The sequence below is a fragment of the Mesorhizobium sp. A623 genome (assembly GCF_054489405.1).
This window is the reverse complement of record NZ_JBTMXB010000020.1, coordinates 22,433-39,127: the sequence shown is the minus strand read 5'-3', so window position 1 is coordinate 39,127 and position 16,695 is coordinate 22,433. Positions and strand designations below refer to the sequence as shown.

The 16,695-nt window shown below is 62.9% G+C and carries 11 protein-coding genes and 1 tRNA gene; 6 read left to right on the top strand and 6 right to left on the bottom strand.

Annotated elements, in window-relative coordinates; all coding sequences use genetic code 11:
• The 6 genes from ACX3P1_RS18815 (at position 1) to ACX3P1_RS18790 (ending at position 6,457) form a co-directional block, all read left to right on the top strand.
• A complete protein-coding gene (locus ACX3P1_RS18815; protein WP_459081140.1) occupies positions 1–639 on the top strand; it encodes a glutathione S-transferase family protein in 639 nt (212 codons plus the stop codon).
• Positions 636–2,297: a choline dehydrogenase gene (betA, locus tag ACX3P1_RS18810; RefSeq protein ID WP_459081139.1), complete on the top strand. Its 1,662-nt coding sequence runs from the start codon at positions 636–638 to the stop codon at positions 2,295–2,297. The genes ACX3P1_RS18815 and betA overlap by 4 nt, the downstream gene beginning before the upstream one ends.
• A gap of 54 nt (positions 2,298–2,351) precedes the next feature.
• Positions 2,352–3,815: a betaine-aldehyde dehydrogenase gene (gene betB / locus ACX3P1_RS18805; RefSeq protein WP_459081138.1), complete on the top strand. Its 1,464-nt coding sequence runs from the start codon at positions 2,352–2,354 to the stop codon at positions 3,813–3,815.
• A 196-nt stretch (positions 3,816–4,011) separates the two neighbouring features.
• Positions 4,012–4,088: transfer RNA gene (locus ACX3P1_RS18800), tRNA-Pro, on the top strand.
• A gap of 276 nt (positions 4,089–4,364) precedes the next feature.
• On the top strand, positions 4,365–4,730 hold the full coding sequence (locus ACX3P1_RS18795; RefSeq protein ID WP_459081137.1) for a TadE/TadG family type IV pilus assembly protein: 366 nt from the start codon (positions 4,365–4,367) through the stop codon (positions 4,728–4,730).
• On the top strand, positions 4,727–6,457 hold the full coding sequence (locus ACX3P1_RS18790) for a TadG family pilus assembly protein (protein WP_459081136.1): 1,731 nt from the start codon (positions 4,727–4,729) through the stop codon (positions 6,455–6,457). Before ACX3P1_RS18795 ends, ACX3P1_RS18790 begins: the two co-directional genes overlap by 4 nt.
• Positions 6,458–6,468: 11 nt before the next feature.
• Here ACX3P1_RS18790 and bglA read toward each other — a convergent pair whose 3' ends face one another.
• From bglA to glgB, 6 genes are read right to left on the bottom strand one after another with little or no spacing between them, the layout of a single operon-like run.
• Complete coding sequence (gene bglA / locus ACX3P1_RS18785; RefSeq protein ID WP_459081135.1) at positions 6,469–8,100, bottom strand: beta-galactosidase BglA; 1,632 nt, start codon at positions 8,098–8,100, stop codon at positions 6,469–6,471.
• A gap of 17 nt (positions 8,101–8,117) precedes the next feature.
• On the bottom strand, positions 8,118–10,091 hold the full coding sequence (gene glgX, locus ACX3P1_RS18780; RefSeq protein WP_459081134.1) for a glycogen debranching protein GlgX: 1,974 nt from the start codon (positions 10,089–10,091) through the stop codon (positions 8,118–8,120).
• A gap of 10 nt (positions 10,092–10,101) precedes the next feature.
• Entirely contained in the window at positions 10,102–11,730 is a 1,629-nt protein-coding gene (locus ACX3P1_RS18775) for an alpha-D-glucose phosphate-specific phosphoglucomutase (RefSeq protein ID WP_459081132.1), read from the bottom strand.
• A 3-nt stretch (positions 11,731–11,733) separates the two neighbouring features.
• Entirely contained in the window at positions 11,734–13,179 is a 1,446-nt protein-coding gene (gene glgA / locus ACX3P1_RS18770; protein WP_459081131.1) for a glycogen synthase GlgA, read from the bottom strand.
• A gap of 1 nt (position 13,180) precedes the next feature.
• Positions 13,181–14,446: a glucose-1-phosphate adenylyltransferase gene (gene glgC, locus ACX3P1_RS18765; protein WP_459081130.1), complete on the bottom strand. Its 1,266-nt coding sequence runs from the start codon at positions 14,444–14,446 to the stop codon at positions 13,181–13,183.
• 20 nt (positions 14,447–14,466) lie between these two features.
• Positions 14,467–16,680 carry a 1,4-alpha-glucan branching protein GlgB gene (gene glgB, locus ACX3P1_RS18760; protein ID WP_459081129.1) on the bottom strand — a complete coding sequence of 738 codons (2,214 nt, stop codon included), beginning with the start codon at positions 16,678–16,680 and terminating at the stop codon, positions 14,467–14,469.
• Positions 16,681–16,695 lie beyond the last annotated feature (15 nt).

Sequence of the window (16,695 nt, the reverse complement as noted above, 5' to 3'; positions counted from 1 at the left end):
ATGATCACCATCTGGGGCAGGACCACGTCGTCCAACGTGCAGACCGTCATGTGGGCGTTAGCAGAACTCGGCGTCGAGCATGAGCGCATCGACGCGGGCGGGCCTTTCGGCGGGCTCGATACGCCGGAATACGCCGCGATGAACCCCAACCGGCTGGTACCGGTGCTGCGCGATGAGGGCGAGTACATTTGGGAAAGTTCCTCGATCGTGCGCTATCTGGGTGCGCGTTATGGTTCCGAGCAGTTCTGGCCGACCGATCCGCTGAACCGCGCCAAGCTCGATCAGTGGAGCGACTGGACCAAGACGACGCTGGTGCCGGCCTTTCTGACCAACGTCTTCTCGCCGATGATGCGCAACAAGCCCGGCGAGCGCGACGAGGCAGCCATAGCCAAGGGCGTCGCAAACCTCGCCAAGGTGATGCGCATCTTCGACAAGCGGCTGTCCGAGGGCGACTATCTCGGCGGCGACGAGCCGTGCTTTGCCGACATGGTCGCCGGCGTGCTGCTCTACCGCTATTTCACGCTCGAGATCGAGCGCACCCACCTGCCCCACCTCGCCGCCTATTACGAGCGACTGACACATCGCCCCGCCTACGCTCGGCACGTCATGGTTTCCTACGACAGCATGAGAGCGAAATGACTTCCAGCCTCGAAGCCGATTTCGTCATCATCGGATCCGGCTCGGCTGGCTCGGCCATGGCCTACCGCCTGTCGGAAGACGGCAAGCACTCGGTCATCGTCATCGAATTCGGCGGCACCGATATGGGGCCGCTGATCCAGATGCCATCGGCACTGTCGATCCCGATGAACATGCCGCATTACGATTGGGGTTTTTCGAGCGAGCCGGAACCGCATCTGGACGGGCGCACGCTGGTTACACCGCGCGGCAAGGTTTTGGGTGGATCGTCGTCCATCAACGGCATGGTCTATGTGCGCGGCCATGCGCGTGATTTCGATCATTGGGCTGAGCAAGGGGCGACCGGCTGGGGCTACGCCGACGTGCTTCCCTATTTCAAGCGCATGGAAGATTCGGAAGGCGGCGAGGAAGGCTGGCGCGGCAAAAGCGGGCCGCTGCATGTCCAGCGCGGCCTTCGCCGCAACCCACTCTATCAGGCCTTCATGCAAGCCGGCGTACAGGCGGGCTTCGAACTGACCGACGACTATAACGGCTCGAAGCAGGAAGGCTTTGGGCCGATGGAGCAGACGATTTTTCGCGGCCGCCGCTGGTCCGCGGCCAACGCCTATCTGCGGCCGGCGCTAAAGCGGCAAAACGTACGTCTCGTCAAGGGCTTCGCCCGACGCGTCATCATCGAGAATCAACGAGCGGCGGGAGTCGAGATCGAGGCTCATAAGAAGATTCAAATCGTTAAAGCGCGGCGTGAAGTGATCGTCGCCGCCTCCTCCATCAATTCGCCTAAAATCCTGATGCTGTCGGGCATCGGCCCGGCCGCCCATCTCCAGGCGAACGGCATCGACGTCGTCGCCGACCGCCCCGGCGTCGGCCAGAACCTGCAAGACCATCTCGAGCTTTACATCCAGCAGGAATCGACGCGGCCGATCACGCTGAACTCGGTTCTCAATCCCTTTTCCAAAGCGCTCATCGGCGCGCGCTGGTTGCTGTTCAAGAGCGGCCTGGGCGCCACCAACCATTTCGAGGCTGCCGCCTTCGTGCGCTCCGCCGCCCGCGTCGACTATCCCGACATCCAGTATCACTTCATCCCCGCCGCCGTGCGCTACGACGGCAAGTCGGCGACCAAGGCGCACGGTTTTCAGGCGCATGTCGGGCCGATGCGCTCGAAATCGCGCGGCGCGGTGAGCCTGCGCTCGCCCGACCCGAGGGCGAAGCCCAAAATCCAGTTCAACTACATGTCGCATCCCGACGACTGGCGTGATTTCCGCCATTGCATCCGGCTGACCCGCGAGATTTTCGGGCAGGCGGCATTCGATCCCTTCCGGGGTGAAGAAATCTCGCCCGGCAAGGCGGTCCAAAGCGATGAGCAACTCGACGATTTCATCCGCAATCATGCAGAGAGCGCGTTTCATCCCTGCGGCACCTGCCGGATGGGACGTGCTGACGATATAGGCAGTGTCGTCGATCCGGAGTGCCGGGTCATCGGTGTGGATGGCCTGCGGGTCGCCGATTCCTCGATCTTTCCGCGCGTCACCAACGGCAATCTCAACGGCCCTTCGATCATGACGGGTGAAAAGGCGTCCGACCATATTCTCGGCCGCGTACCGCTTTCCCCTTCCAACCAGGAGCCATGGATCAATCCGCGCTGGCAGGTATCCGACAGATAGAGCATGATCCGGCCACCGCCATCCAAGCGCCTCGCGACAAAACTGGAGACACCCATGCGCGCCCAACCGACGGCATCGCACTATATCAACGGCCGCTTCGTCGAAGACGATCACGGCGCGCCGCTGACTGTCATCTATCCGGCAACCGGCGAAACGATCGCGACATTGCATTCGGCAACGTCGAACATCGTCGAGTTGGCGGTCGAGGCCGCGCGCGCCGCACAGCCGGCCTGGGCGCGGCTGAAGCCGGTGGAGCGCGGACGTATCCTGCGCCGCGCCGCCGAAATCCTGCGCGCGCGCAACGCCGATCTCGCCCGGCTGGAGACGCTGGATACCGGCAAGGCAATCCAGGAGACGCTGGTGGCGGACGCGGCATCGGCTGCCGACTGCCTCGAATATTTCGGGGGCGCGATCCCCGTCTTCAACGGTGAGTCCGTCGATCTCGGCGGCCCGTTCGCCTATACGCGGCGCGAAGCGCTGGGCGTCTGCGTCGGCATCGGCGCCTGGAATTATCCGATCCAGATCGCCGGCTGGAAGTCGGCGCCGGCACTGGCCATGGGCAACGCCATGGTATTCAAGCCCTCCGAAAACACACCGCTTTCGGCGCTGGCCCTGGCGGAAATCTATACGGAAGCCGGTCTGCCGGATGGGTTGTTCAACGTCGTGCAAGGTTATGGCGACGTGGGTGCAGCGCTTGTCGAGCACGAAGCCGTCGCAAAGGTCTCGGTCACGGGTTCGGTGCCGACCGGGCGCCGGGTCATGGCGCTTGCCGGATCGAAAATGAAGCATGCGACCATGGAACTGGGCGGCAAGTCGCCATTGATCGTCTTCGACGATGCCGATCTCGAAAACGCCATTGGCGGCGCGATGCTGGGCAATTTCTACTCTACCGGCCAGGTCTGTTCCAACGGCACCCGCGTCTTCGTGCAAAAGGGCATCCACGATCGCTTTGTCGAACGATTGGTGGAACGGACGAAAAATATACGCATCGGCGATCCGCTCGACCCGGAAACGCAGATGGGACCGCTGGTCAGCAAGGCGCAGCACGACAAGGTTATCGGTTATCTGGGCATCGGCCAGCAGGATGGCGCGACGCTCGCCGTCGGCGGCAAGGTGCCGTCGCTGCAAGGGTTCGAGGGCGGGTTCTTCGTGGAGCCGACCGTCTTCACCGGCGTCACCGACACCATGCGGATCGCGCGCGAAGAAATATTCGGGCCGGTGATGAGCGTGCTGAAATTCGACGAGGAAGACGAGGTGATCGAGCGCGCCAACGCGACCGAATTCGGCCTCGCCGCCGGCGTATTCACGCGCGACCTGGCACGCGGCCACCGCGTCGTCGCCGACCTTCAGGCGGGCACCTGCTGGATCAACACCTATAATCTGACGCCGGTGGAAATTCCATTCGGCGGCGTCAAGCAGTCCGGTATCGGCCGCGAGAATTCGCTTGCCGCCCTGACGCTCTATTCGCAGTTGAAGTCGGTCTATGTCGAGACCGGCGACGTTGCGAGCCCTTACTGACCTCAGACTGAGTCGGCCGGATCGATGAACGTTTTTGCTCGTCGACCGGCCTGCCCCAAGTGCGAACTGGCCTCTTTCTGGAGCGAATAACCGGCCCAACCGGGCGTCCATTGGAGAAGCCTGCGAATTGCGACATTCGGGCCGCCATTGCGCTTGCAGGATCGGAATGCGCCGGTTATAAGCCCGCCACTGGTCACGGAGTGTAGCGCAGCCTGGTAGCGCACGTCGTTCGGGACGACGGGGTCGCAGGTTCAAATCCTGCCACTCCGACCAGAAAATCTCCCGTATCTTGCTCCCTGCGTTGCAGGTGAGCCACCTTTCCCTTGACGGAGCCCGTTCGGCTCATTTCCCTTGCGCCGCCACCTGGAAAGACCTCGCTTTTGTAGCCTGGTTGTATATTTCAACTAAATACAACCATAGATTTAAATCGAGCTTCCCGATTTTTGCAATCGGGCTTGGCATGCTGCGGGCATGTCAAAGCATTCAACTCCTCTTTCCTGCAGCCGTTTCCGCGAATGTCGCGCCGGAACATCGGCGATCGAGTTTGCCATGCTGGCGCCGATCTTCGTTCTTTTCCTGCTCGGAATGATTGCATACGGCATCTATTTCGGCGCCAGCCATTCGGTCCAGCAGATTGCTGCCGATGCGGCGCGCCTGGCGATCGGCGGCCAGAACGCTACCGAGCGGGAGCAGATCGTCACCGATTACGTCGCTGCCAATGCCGGCGGCTATCCGTTCATCGACCGGACCAAGCTTACCGTCAGCGCACGCGACAGCGCCAGCGTGGCCAACCAGTTCGATGTCTCGATCGGTTACGACGCGCGCAACCTGCCGATCTGGAACCTGCTGCCGGATCTGCCCATGCCCGGCACCACCATTACGTTCCGCTCGACCATCCGTGTTGGAGGCATATGATGCCGTCATTGTCCGGAAACAGGAGCCGAAACCTCTTCCGCCGCATGCTGGCCGACCGCCGCGCCAATTTTGCGGTAATGACGGCCTTGAGCGCCCCCGTCGCCATCGCCCTATGCGCGGTCGCCATCGACGAAGGCTCGCTCTATACCGAGCGTCGCTCCACGCAATCCCTGGTCGATATCGCGGCCATCACGGCGGCAGCCAATATCGACAAGGCGCAGGCCGCTGTCCTGCTTACCCTGAAGGACAATGGCCTCTCCTCTGTCGTCATCGACAACCCGGGTGAGCTACCCGAGGCCGGCAAGGCAGTCGTGGCGATCATACGCGGACGCTATTCGGCAACCGCCAGCCCTGCTACGCGATTCGAGGCCGGCAAGGAGCCCTATAACGCGGTGCGTGTTTCCCTGCGCAAGCTGGGCACGCTGCATTTCGGCGGGGCGCTGATGTCGCCGCCGGTGATCGGCACGACCGCCGTCGCCAGCGTTTCGGCGCAAGCGGCCTTTTCCATCGGCTCACGGCTTCTTTCGGTCGATACCGCCAGTTCCCCCATCCTCAATGCCGTGCTCGGCGGTCTGCTCGGGACCAGTCTTTCGCTGAACGTGATGGACTACCGGGCGCTGGTGTCGGCTGATATCAACGTCCTTTCCTTCATCGACGCGCTTGCCGTCCGGCTCAACATGACCGGCGTGACCTATGACGATGTGCTGGCATCGGAGGCGACCGTCGGGCAAATCGCGCGGACAATGGCGGACGTGCCGGGACTGGACGGCACAAGCAGGCTGGCGCTGCAGGCGATTGCGCTAAAGGCGGCCGGCGCGGGCAAGATCGGGCTCCGGAGCCTGGTCGATCTAGGCCCGGTCGGTCGGCTTGGCCTTGGACAATCGGCTGGCCAGCTATCCGTCGTTGCCAACGCCCTGTCGATGCTGACCGCATCGGCGGTGCTCGCGGACGGGAAGCATCAGGTCGATGTCGATCTCGGGGCCAACGTTCCAGGTCTGCTGTCGACCCGACTCAGCATCGCCATCGGCGAACCGGAACAGCATTCGGCATGGCTCGCCGTCGGCGAGAAAGGAACCGTGGTGCGTACCGCCCAAACGCGCATCCGCCTTGTCGTCGGGGTGGGCGGGCTTGGCTCCCTGCTCGGCAAAGTCGTTACGCTGCCGCTTTATGTCGACATCGCCTATGCCAAGGGCGAGCTCGCCGACATCTCCTGCAGCGCCGGGCGCGTCGAACAGGTCAACATCGATGCGACGCCGGGCGTGACCGATCTGCGCATCGCCGCCATCGAGAGCTCCGCGATGACCGATTTCAGCCGGCCGCCGGTTTTTTCACCCGCCAAACTCGTGGACGTTTCCTTGCTTGGGCTTGGCTTGGTTTCGATTTCGGCGCAAGCACGCGCGGCAATGGAAAACAGCAAGGCGACCAGCCTCCGTTTCAGCAGCAACGACATAAAGACCCGAGCCACCAAAGGCGTTTCGACGCATGAGCTTACCGGTTCGCTCGCCGGGACGCTGCTTGGCAGCCTGCAACTGGAAGCCCATGTCCTCGGCTTGAAGATCGGCGTTCCAACGGCGGTTACCCAGGCCTTGGGGACGACGCTGCAGGCGGCGACCACGCCCCTCGATACCGTTCTCGACAATCTTCTGGCGCTTCTGGGCATCGAGATAGGCGCCGCCGATATCCGCGTTACCGGCGCGACGTGTGGGAATTCGGTGCTGGTGCAGTAACAAGACGCCGGTCAGTAAAGCTGGCCGATGAAGCAGCGCAATTCGGGCAATGACAGCGCCCCACCCTGCAAGGCCGCGCCGTAGCCTGCGAAATCGACAGCCTCGACCGGACCAAGTTCCGGCGGCAGCGCCCACACCGCCGGCTTTGCCGCGAAGTTGAAGACGCATAGCAGCCTTTCGCCAGCGCCCTCGCGGATAAAGGCAAGCACATCGCCCTCGGCATCGAGGAAGCGAATGGACCCGGACGCCAGCGCAGGGTGCGCGCGCCGCAATGCCAGCACGGCGCGGTAGTGAGCAAGCACCGACAGATCGTCGGCGTTCTGGACATCCACGGCCTTCACCCGATGGCTTTCCGGCACCGGCAGCCAGGGCTTTGCGGTCGAGAACCCCGCATTGTCAGCACTGGCTTCCCAGACCATCGGCGTACGGCAGCCATCCCTGCCCTTGAAGCCGGGCCAGAAGCGGATGCCGTAGGGATCGCGCAAATCCTCGAAGGCGATATCGGCTTCCTCCAGCCCCAGTTCCTCGCCTTCGTAAAGACAGATGGAACCACGCAAGGCGCACAGCAGTTCGATTGAGAACTTGGCGACCGCAACCGTGTCGCCGCCGGGCTGCGTCCAGCGCGTCACATGGCGCGCCACGTCATGGTTGGAGAACGCCCAGCACACCCAGCCGGAAGGCGCGGCGGCCTCGAAGGCTTCAACGCAGCCGCGCACATGCGCCGCCGAACACTCCGGCCCGAGCATGTCGAACGTGTAGCACATATTGAGTTTGTCGTTGCCGGCCGTATAGGCAGCCAGCGTCTGCAACGAGCGGCTTTCGTCACCGACTTCGCCGACCACGGCATGCCCCTCGCTCTCATCGATCAAGGTCCGAAACCGCTTCAGGAAATCGATGTTCTCCGGTCGCGACTTGTCGAAAAGGTGCTCTTGGAAATTATACGGATTGGTGTCCGTATTCGTCCCGTCGAGGCTTTCCGGCAACGGCGGGTTGCTGCGCAGCCACCGGTCCTGGATGTAGTAGTTGACCGTATCGAGCCGGAAGCCGTCGACGCCGCGCTTTAGCCAGAAGCGAACCGTCTCGAGCACCGCGTCCTGCACGTCCATATTGTGAAAATTGAGCGCCGGTTGCGAACTCAGGAAATTGTGCAGGTAATATTGCCGGCGGCTCGAATCCCATTCCCATGCCGGGCCGCCGAACACCGACATCCAGTTGTTGGGCGCGGTGCCGTCCGGCCTGGCATCGGCCCAGACATACCAATCGGCCTTGGGATCGGCCCGGCTGGCGCGGCTTTCGATGAACCATGGGTGCCGGTCGGAAGAATGCGCCAGCACCTGGTCGATGATGACTTTCAGCCCCAGCCCGTGCGCCTCGGCAATGACGGCGTCGAAATCCTCCAGCGTGCCGAACAACGGATCGACCGCTTCGTAATCGGAGACGTCATAGCCCATGTCCGCCATCGGCGACTTGAAGAAGGGCGACAGCCAGACAGCATCGACGCCCAGCGACGCGACATGGCCCAGACGCTTGACGATGCCGCGCAGATCGCCGCTGCCGTCGCCGGTGGTGTCCTGGAACGAGCGTGGATAAATCTGGTAGATGACGCAGCCCCGCCACCACTCGGCCTTGTTGTCGCCTGCCATTGCATCCTCCTGTGGCGCTACGCCCTGCGCTCGACCATGAACACCACCGTGCGCCCCGGCACCATCTGCGGATCGTCGCCGGCTTGCTCGGGAGCCGGCAAAGCCGGGGCCCAGTCACAGCCTTGCCGGGCCGGTAGCAAGAACCGGCATGGCTGACGGTCGCCATTGATGGCAATCGCTGCCCATCCATCGCCTGTCCCAAGCAGCATGACAAGCCGGCGCCGGTTGGGATCACGCCAATCGGCTTCTTCAAGCGGCACGCCGGCTTCGGTCAGCCACGCCACGTCCGGGCTTTCGTCAGGACGCGGCGCACCGGTCAGGAAAGCCGTTTCAGCAAGCACCGGCACCGCGCGGCGCAGCGCGCCCAGCGCGAAGGCATAGGCTTCCAGCGCACGGTCTCGCCCTTCCCAGTCGAGCCAGGTGATTTCATTGTCCTGCGCATAGGCGTTGTTGTTGCCGCGCTGGGTTCGGCCGAATTCGTCGCCGGCGGTCAGCATGATCGTGCCGCGCGAGGCAAACAGCGTCGCCAGCAGCGCGCGCACGTCGCCGGCGCGTTGTGCTTCGATTGCGGGGTCGGCCGTTACGCCCTCGACCCCGTTGTTCCAGGAAAAATTCTCATCATGGCCGTCGCGGTTCTGCTCGCCATTGGCCTCGTTGTGCTTGCTGGAATAGGCGGCGATATCGGCCAGCGTCATGCCGTCATGGGCGGCGATGAAATTGACCGTTCTGATTTGCGGCCCGCCGGCAAACACATCCGAGGACCCCGCCAACCGCGTCGCCAGCGCGCCGACCATGCCGCTGTCGCCGCGCCAGAAACGCCGGACATCGTCGCGGTATCTGTCGTTCCATTCGAGGAAGGGCGATCCGAAATTGCCGAGTTGATAACCGCCCGGTCCTATATCCCATGGTTCGGCAATCAGCACCCTGTCGCCAAGCACCGGATCGTTGCGCATGGCGTCCAACAGGGGTGCGTGCGGGTCGAAACCGCGGCTCACCCGACCGAGAACGGTGCCGAGATCGAAGCGAAAGCCGTCGATGCCGGCGTGGCGGACAAAATGCCGAAGACTGTCGAGAATGAGTTCCCGAACGACGGGGCGCTCACAGGCAACCGTGTTGCCGGTGCCCGTGTCGTTGACGAGCTTGCCATCCGCGCCACGCGAAAAATAGGCCTGACCATCCAACCCACGCAACGAAAGCGTCGGGCCAAGCGCATCGCTTTCGCCGGTATGGTTGAAGACGAGATCGAGAATGACGCCGATGCCGGCATCATGAAGTGCTGTCACCGCATCGCACAGGTCCGCCAGCCCGCCCGGCGCAAGGCGCGGATCGAGCGCCATGAAGGTCACCGGATTGTATCCCCAGGCATTGGTGAGGCCTAGCGGCGGCAGATGCCGCTCGTCAATCTTGGCCGTCACCGGCATCAGTTCGACGGCAAAGACGCCCAGTTTGCGCAGATGCTCGATAATCGCAGGCGCCGCCAGCGCCCGGATGGTGCCTCGATCCTGTTCCGGCACGCCTGGATGCCGCATCGAGAAAGCGCGCACCGCCACTTCATAGATCAGGCCGCCGGGCCGGAACAGAGGCGGCGCTGCCGGAACGGTGCGCGGAGCTAACGCTATCGCCTTCGGCATTAGCGACGCCGTATCGCCGCCCTCGCCGCGCCGGGCGGCAAGACGCGCGTCATAGGCATACGGGCGGTCGATCTCGAGCGCGTAAGGGTCGACCAGCAGCTTTTGCGGGTCGAACCAGAGGCCGCGTTCCGATGCGTAATCGCCATCGGCGCGAAAGCCGTAGCGGGTGCCCGTGCCAAGCCCCGAAATGAAAAGCGCATGGATGCCCTCGCCTTCCTGCTTGAGTTCTAGCCGGTCGGTTTCCCGGTCTCCGGCCGCATCGAAGATCGACACCCAGACGCGCGCAGCATTGCCCGACCAGACGGCAAAGCGAATGCCGCCGGGCTGAACAAGGCTTCCGAATCTCGGTTGGTCTTGCACGCGCACTGGCTCAGGTGATGACAGTAGGCTTGGCTCGCCCGGTATGGCTGTGGATACCCGCAATATCGTCGGCGGCGGCGATCAGGTCGGCAAGTGCCTCCTGTGTGTCGATGTCGTGCCGGGCCGGGTCAGGCTCGTAGCGTTCGATATAGACGCGGAGCGTCGCCCCGGACGTGCCGGTGCCGGACAGGCGGAAGACCACGCGCGAGCCGCCCTCGAACAGAACGCGGATGCCCTGATGCTCGCTCACCGAGTGGTCGACCGGATCGTGATACGCGAAATCGTCGGCCTTCTCGACCGTCAACCCGCGCACCGTCGTTCCCGCAAGTGTGGCAAGCTTGCCGCGCAATTCATCGATCAATGCATTGGCGCGCTCGCTGTCGACCTCTTCATAATCGTGGCGCGAGTAATAGTTACGCCCGTAGGTCGCCCAATGATCGGTGGCTATCTGCTTGGCGCTTTGCCCGCGCGCCGCCAGGATCGACAGCCATAACAGCACCGCCCACAGCCCATCCTTCTCGCGCACATGGCTGGAGCCGGTTCCGGCACTTTCCTCGCCGCAGATCGTCGCCATGCCGGCGTCGAGCAGATTACCGAAGAACTTCCAGCCGGTCGGCGTTTCGTAAATACCGATGCCGAGCTTTTCGGCGACCCGGTCGGCAGCGCCGCTGGTCGGCATGGAACGGGCGATGCCCTTCAATCCTGCCTTATAGCCCGGAGCGACGGTCGCGTTGGCCGCCAGCATCGCCAGCGAATCCGACGGCGTGATGAAGATGCCCTTGCCGATGATCAGGTTGCGGTCGCCGTCGCCGTCGGACGCTGCGCCGAAATCCGGCGCATCCGCGCTCATCATCTCGTCATAGAGAGACTTGGCGTGGACGAGGTTCGGGTCCGGGTGATGCCCGCCGAAATCGGGCAGCGGCTTGAAATTACGGCAGGTGCCGTCCGCCGCCCCCAGGCGGTGCTCCAGAATTTCCTTCGCATAAGGCCCTGTCACGGCGTGCATGGCGTCGAAGCGCATGCGGCACCCTGATTCAAAAAGCTTCCGCAACGCATTGAAATCGAAAAGACTTTCCATCATGTCGGCATAGTCTTTGACGGAATCGATGACCTCGACGGTCATGCGTTCGATTTTGGTCGTGCCGACCGTGTCGATATCGACGGGAGCGTTGTCGGCGATCTTGAACTGCGAAATCGCCTTCGTCCTGGCGAAGATCGCATCGGTGATTTTCTCAGGCGCAGGGCCGCCATTTTCGGCGTTGTACTTGATGCCGAAATCGCCATCCGGGCCGCCCGGATTGTGGCTGGCCGACAGGATGATGCCGCCAAACGCCTTGTATTTGCGGATAATGTGTGATGCCGCCGGAGTCGACAGAATGCCGCCCTGCCCGACCATGATTTTGCCAAAACCATTGGCGGCGGCGATGGAAATCGCCTTCTGGATGATTTCGCGGTTATAGTAGCGGCCGTCGCCGCCGATCACCAGAATCTTGCCCGAAAACCCGTCCAGCGCGTCGAAGATCGACTGGATGAAATTCTCCGCATAATGTTCCTGCTGGAATACCAACACCTTCTTGCGCAGACCGGAAGTTCCCGGCTTCTGGACGTCATAGGGCTTGGTCGCGACGGTGCGTATCATGCGTTACTGAGCCTTTTTCGAAAGAAGCCGGGCGTAGAGTTCGACGTATTTTTCGGCGCTTCGATCCCAGGACACATCGGCTTTCATGCCCTGGCGCTGGAGCGAACCCCATATCAGTGGGTTCTGGTAAAGCGTCGTCATCCGCTGGATCACGTGCAGCAGCGCGCCGGCGTCGTCTGGCGCGAACTGGAAGCCGGTAGCAACGCCGGCCGAAACCGCCGCTTCATTGGCGTCGATGATCGTGTCGGCAAGGCCGCCGGTGCGCGCGACGATCGGCACGCAGCCATAGCGCAGGCCGTAAAGCTGGGTCAGGCCGCAAGGCTCGAAACGCGACGGGATAACGATGGCATCGCAGCCGCCCTGCATGAGATGCGACAGCCCCTCGTCATAACCGACGACCACGCCAACCCGGCCGCGATGGCGGGCGGCGGCGGCAAGCAGCGCGCCTTCCAGCCCTGCGTCGCCCGATCCCAGAACGGCGAGACGCGCGCCGGCTGCGACAAGCCCGTCGATGACGGAGACCAGCGTGTCCATGCCCTTTTGCCAGGTCAGCCGGCTGACCACGCAGACGATCGGACCGTCTTGGCGATCGAGCAAAAACCGCTCTTCCACGGCCGCCTTGTTGGCTTTGCGCGCCTTCAGCGTCTTGGCCGAATAGGTCGACACCAGATGCGGGTCCGTCTCCGGATTCCAGACATCGACATCGATGCCGTTGACGATGCCGTGCAGGTCGCTGGCTCGCATGGTAATCAGCCCGTCCAGACCCATGCCGAACTCGGGCGTGCAGATTTCCTGCGCGTAGGTCGGCGAAACCGTGGTGATCGCCCAGGCGGCCTGCAGCCCCGCCTTGAGGAAGCCGACGCCGCCGTAATATTCGACGCCGTCGAGCGCCATCGCGGATGCCGGCAGGCCGAGTTCGGGAAAAATGCCGGCAGGGAACCGGCCCTGGAAAGCGAGGTTGTGAACCGTCATCACCGATGGCGTGCTGGTCGCCTTGCCGTAGCGCATGTAAGCCAGCGTCATCGCCGACTGCCAGTCATGTGCATGGACGATATCCGGCGCGTAGCCAGCGATGCTGCCAGCGGCAATGTCCTCGCCGGCCTGGCTGAGCGCTGCAAAGCGCTGCCAATTATCCGCCCAGTCGGCCCCGGCCGGATCGCCATAGGGACCGCCGGGCCGGTCGAACAGATGCGGCGCGTCGAGCACGAACAGGTCGAGTCCGGCAAGTTGCACCGCGTGGATCGCGGCCCTGCCGCCGTACAGTTTAGGATAGGAAAGGACGGCTTTCTTTTTCTTGAACGCGGCCATCACCACCGGATAGCCTGGGATGAGGCTGCGCATGGTTACGCCCTTGCCGGCCAGGGCGACAGGCAGCGCGCCGGCCACGTCGGCAAGGCCACCGGTCTTGATCAGCGGATAGATTTCCGGCGTGACGGAAAGGACCTGCATCCTACAATTCCAGCCTGTCGATCATCGTTTGGGTAATCAGGCAGATGCCTTTTTCGGACACGCGAAAACGCTTGGCGTCGAGCACCGGGTCCTGGCCGACCACCAGCCCTTCGGGTATTTTCACGCCGTGGTCGATGACGACGCGTTTCAAATGCACGTTGCGGCCGACGGTGCAGTCGGGGAGCATCACCACCTCGTCCAGCGACGAGAAGGAATTGATGCGCGCGCCAGTGAAAATCAGGCTGCGCCGCAGCGAGGCACCGGAAACGATGCAGTCGCCCGACACCAGCGACGAGACGGCGGAACCGCGCCTGCCGTCCTCGTCGTGCACGAATTTTGCAGGCGGCTTCAATTCGGCATAGGTCCAGATCGGCCAGTCGCCGTCGTAGAGATCGAGTTCCGGCGTAATGTCGGTCAGGTCGATATTGGCTTCCCAATAGGCGTCGACCGTGCCGACGTCGCGCCAATAGGCCTGCGCTTCGGAGGTGGAGCGTACGCAGGATTTGGCGAAGCGGTGGGCGATCGCCTTGCCGCCCTTGACGATCTCCGGGATGATGTCCTTGCCGAAATCGCGGCTCGAATTGGGGTCCGCGGCGTCCTTGCGCAGCATCTCCATCAGGAATTTCGTCCGGAACACGTAAATGCCCATCGAAGCCAGCGCAAAGTCCGGCTTGTCGGGAATGCCGGGCGGATCGGCGGGCTTTTCGACAAAGGACAAAATATTGTCCTTCTTGTCGACATGCATCACGCCGAAGCCGGCCGCTTCCATGCGCGGCACTTCAAGGCAACCAACCGTGACGTCCGCGCCGGCATCGACATGCTGGCGCAGCATCAGTTCGTAATCCATCTTGTAGATGTGGTCGCCGGCGAGGATGATCATGAATTCCGGGCTGTAGCTCTCAATGATGTCGATGTTCTGATAGACGGCATCGGCGGTGCCTTCGTACCATTGCGTTTCCGAAACGCGCTGGCTGGCCGGCAGGATGTCAAAACTTTCGTTGCGCTCGGGCCGCAAGAAGTTCCAGCCGCGCTGCAAGTGGCGGATCAGCGAATGCGCCTTGTATTGCGTCGCCACCCCAAGCCGGCGAATACCGGAATTCAGCGCGTTGGAAAGCGCGAAATCGATGATGCGGGTCTTGCCGCCGAAATAGACGGCGGGCTTGGCGCGCCGGTCGGTCAATTCCTTCAGGCGGCTGCCGCGCCCACCCGCCAGAACATAGGCCATGGCGTCACGCGCCAGCGGCTGGGTCCGTTTCGTCTCCACCATCTAAAACCTCCCCTTGAAACTCACTGCGGAGTAAATTCCAGCATGATCGTGGCCAGCGGCGGCAGCAGCATCGTCGCCGAGATTTTTCCACCCTCAGTGCGGGCTTCGACCGCACCGCCATTGCCCTTGCCGGAGCCACCATATTCGGCGGCATCGGTATTGATGATCTCGCGCCACGCCCCTTCGACGGGCAGCGGCACTCGATAATTCTCGCGCGGCATGGGCGTGAAATTGCATATGACGGCGACGGGCTTTTCACCCGGTGCGCTGCGCAACCAGGCGAACACCGAATTGGCGCTGTCGTCCACGATCAGCCAGGAAAAACCTTCCGGCTCGCAATCGCGCGCATGCAGCGCCGGCTTTGAGCGATAGAGGCGGTTCAGGTCGCGCACCGTATCGCGCACGCCGCGATGCGGGGCGAAATCCAGCAGGTTCCAGTCGAGCGCGCGCGCTTCCGACCATTCGCGCCGTTGCGCGAATTCCTGTCCCATGAACAGCAGCTTCTTGCCCGGATAGCCCCACATGAACGCATAGAACGCACGCAGCGTGGCGAACTTCTGCCAGTCGTCGCCAGCCATTTTTTCAAGCAGCGTACCTTTTCCGTGCACGACTTCGTCGTGTGAGAGCGGAAGCACGAAATTCTCGCTGAAGGCGTACATCAGCCCGAAAGTGAGATCGCTGTGGTGGTGTTTGCGGTGGATCGGCTCGCGGGAAAAATACTCCAGCGTGTCGTGCATGAAGCCCATGTTCCACTTGAAGCCGAAGCCAAGGCCGCCCTCATGCACCGGCTGCGATACCTTCGGCCACGAAGTCGATTCCTCGGCAATGGTCATGACGCCGGGATGGTGGCCATAAAGCTCCTTGTTCATCTTCTGGAGGAAGGCGACGGCCTCCAGATTCTCGCGCCCGCCCTTTTCGTTTGGCAGCCATTCGCCGGCCTTGCGCGAATAATCGAGGTAGAGCATTGAGGCGACCGCATCGACGCGAAGCCCGTCGACATGGTATTTTTCGGCCCAGAACAAAGCGTTGTTGACGAGGAACGACACCACCTCGCGGCGGCCGAAATTATAGATCGCGGTGTTCCAGTCGGGATGAAAGCCTTTGCGCGGGTCGGCATGCTCGTAAAGGGCGGTGCCGTCAAACTTCGCCAAGCCATGCTCGTCCACGGGGAAGTGCGCCGGCACCCAGTCGAGGATGACGCCGATGCCGGCGCGGTGTGCGCCGTCGATGAAGCGGGCAAAGCCGTCCGGATCGCCGAAGCGGGCCGTCGGCGCATAAAGACCGGTCGTCTGGTAGCCCCATGACGGATCGTAGGGATATTCGGAAATCGGCATGAACTCGATATGGGTGAAGCCCGTATCGACGACATAGGGGATCAGCCGCTCGGCCATTTCGTCCCAGGACAGGAACGAGCCGTCGTCGCGCAACTGCCACGAGCCGGCATGCACCTCATAGATCGAGATCGCCTCGCGCCGCAGATCGGCCTTGCGCCAATACGCGCGGTGCGCGGCGTCGCCCCATTCATGCGCCGGCGGCACGGCGATAACCGAAGCTGTTGCCGGCCGCAGTTCCGACTTGAAAGCGAACGGATCGGCCTTTAGCGGCAGGCGCACGCCGTCCGGCCCGATGATCTCGTATTTGTAGGCTCGGTCGGCCCCGACATCGGGGACAAACAGTTCCCAGATGCCGGTGTCGCGGCGGTCGCGCATCGGATGGCGGCGGCCGTCCCATTCGTTGAAATCACCGACGACCGAGACACGCCGCGCATTGGGTGCCCAGACGGCGAAATGCACGCCGGAAGCCCCCTCATGCTCGATCAGATGCGCGCCAAGCTTGTCGAACAAGCGCAGATGCGAACCCTCGGCGATATAGTAATCGTCCATCGGCCCAAGCACAGGGCCGAACGAGTACGGGTCGGTCAGCGTCCACTCGCCGCCTGCATTTTTCGCGTGATAGCGCAGCGGCTGGCGCTTCTTGATGGAAAGTTTTCCCTCGAAGAAGCCGGTATCGTTGGTGCGTGTCAGTTCGCCGACCTCCTTGCCGGCGAGCGTGCAGGCGATGACGGTCTCGGCACCGGGCACGAAACAGCGGGCGACGATCCCCCTGCCCGCCTGCTGCACACCGAGGATCGCAAACGGATCGCCATGGGTGCCCGCGACAATCGCTGCGACATCGCTGGCTGCGGCTAGCGCCACCGGCTCGACAGACGCTGCGGACGCGCGCGGTGTTCTCATCAAGCGACGCCCTCC

What these genes read in the sequence shown, in the direction of transcription:
- ACX3P1_RS18815 (WP_459081140.1), top strand. Translation starts at nt 1, where the DNA reads ATGATCACCATCTGGGGCAGGACCACGTCGTCCAACGTGCAGACCGTC.
- betA (WP_459081139.1), top strand. Translation starts at nt 636, where the DNA reads ATGACTTCCAGCCTCGAAGCCGATTTCGTCATCATCGGATCCGGCTCG.
- betB (WP_459081138.1), top strand. Translation starts at nt 2,352, where the DNA reads ATGCGCGCCCAACCGACGGCATCGCACTATATCAACGGCCGCTTCGTC.
- ACX3P1_RS18795 (WP_459081137.1), top strand. Translation starts at nt 4,365, where the DNA reads ATGCTGGCGCCGATCTTCGTTCTTTTCCTGCTCGGAATGATTGCATAC.
- ACX3P1_RS18790 (WP_459081136.1), top strand. Translation starts at nt 4,727, where the DNA reads ATGATGCCGTCATTGTCCGGAAACAGGAGCCGAAACCTCTTCCGCCGC.
- bglA (WP_459081135.1), bottom strand. Translation starts at nt 8,100, where the DNA reads ATGGCAGGCGACAACAAGGCCGAGTGGTGGCGGGGCTGCGTCATCTAC.
- ACX3P1_RS18775 (WP_459081132.1), bottom strand. Translation starts at nt 11,730, where the DNA reads ATGATACGCACCGTCGCGACCAAGCCCTATGACGTCCAGAAGCCGGGA.
- glgA (WP_459081131.1), bottom strand. Translation starts at nt 13,179, where the DNA reads ATGCAGGTCCTTTCCGTCACGCCGGAAATCTATCCGCTGATCAAGACC.
- glgC (WP_459081130.1), bottom strand. Translation starts at nt 14,446, where the DNA reads ATGGTGGAGACGAAACGGACCCAGCCGCTGGCGCGTGACGCCATGGCC.
- glgB (WP_459081129.1), bottom strand. Translation starts at nt 16,680, where the DNA reads ATGAGAACACCGCGCGCGTCCGCAGCGTCTGTCGAGCCGGTGGCGCTA.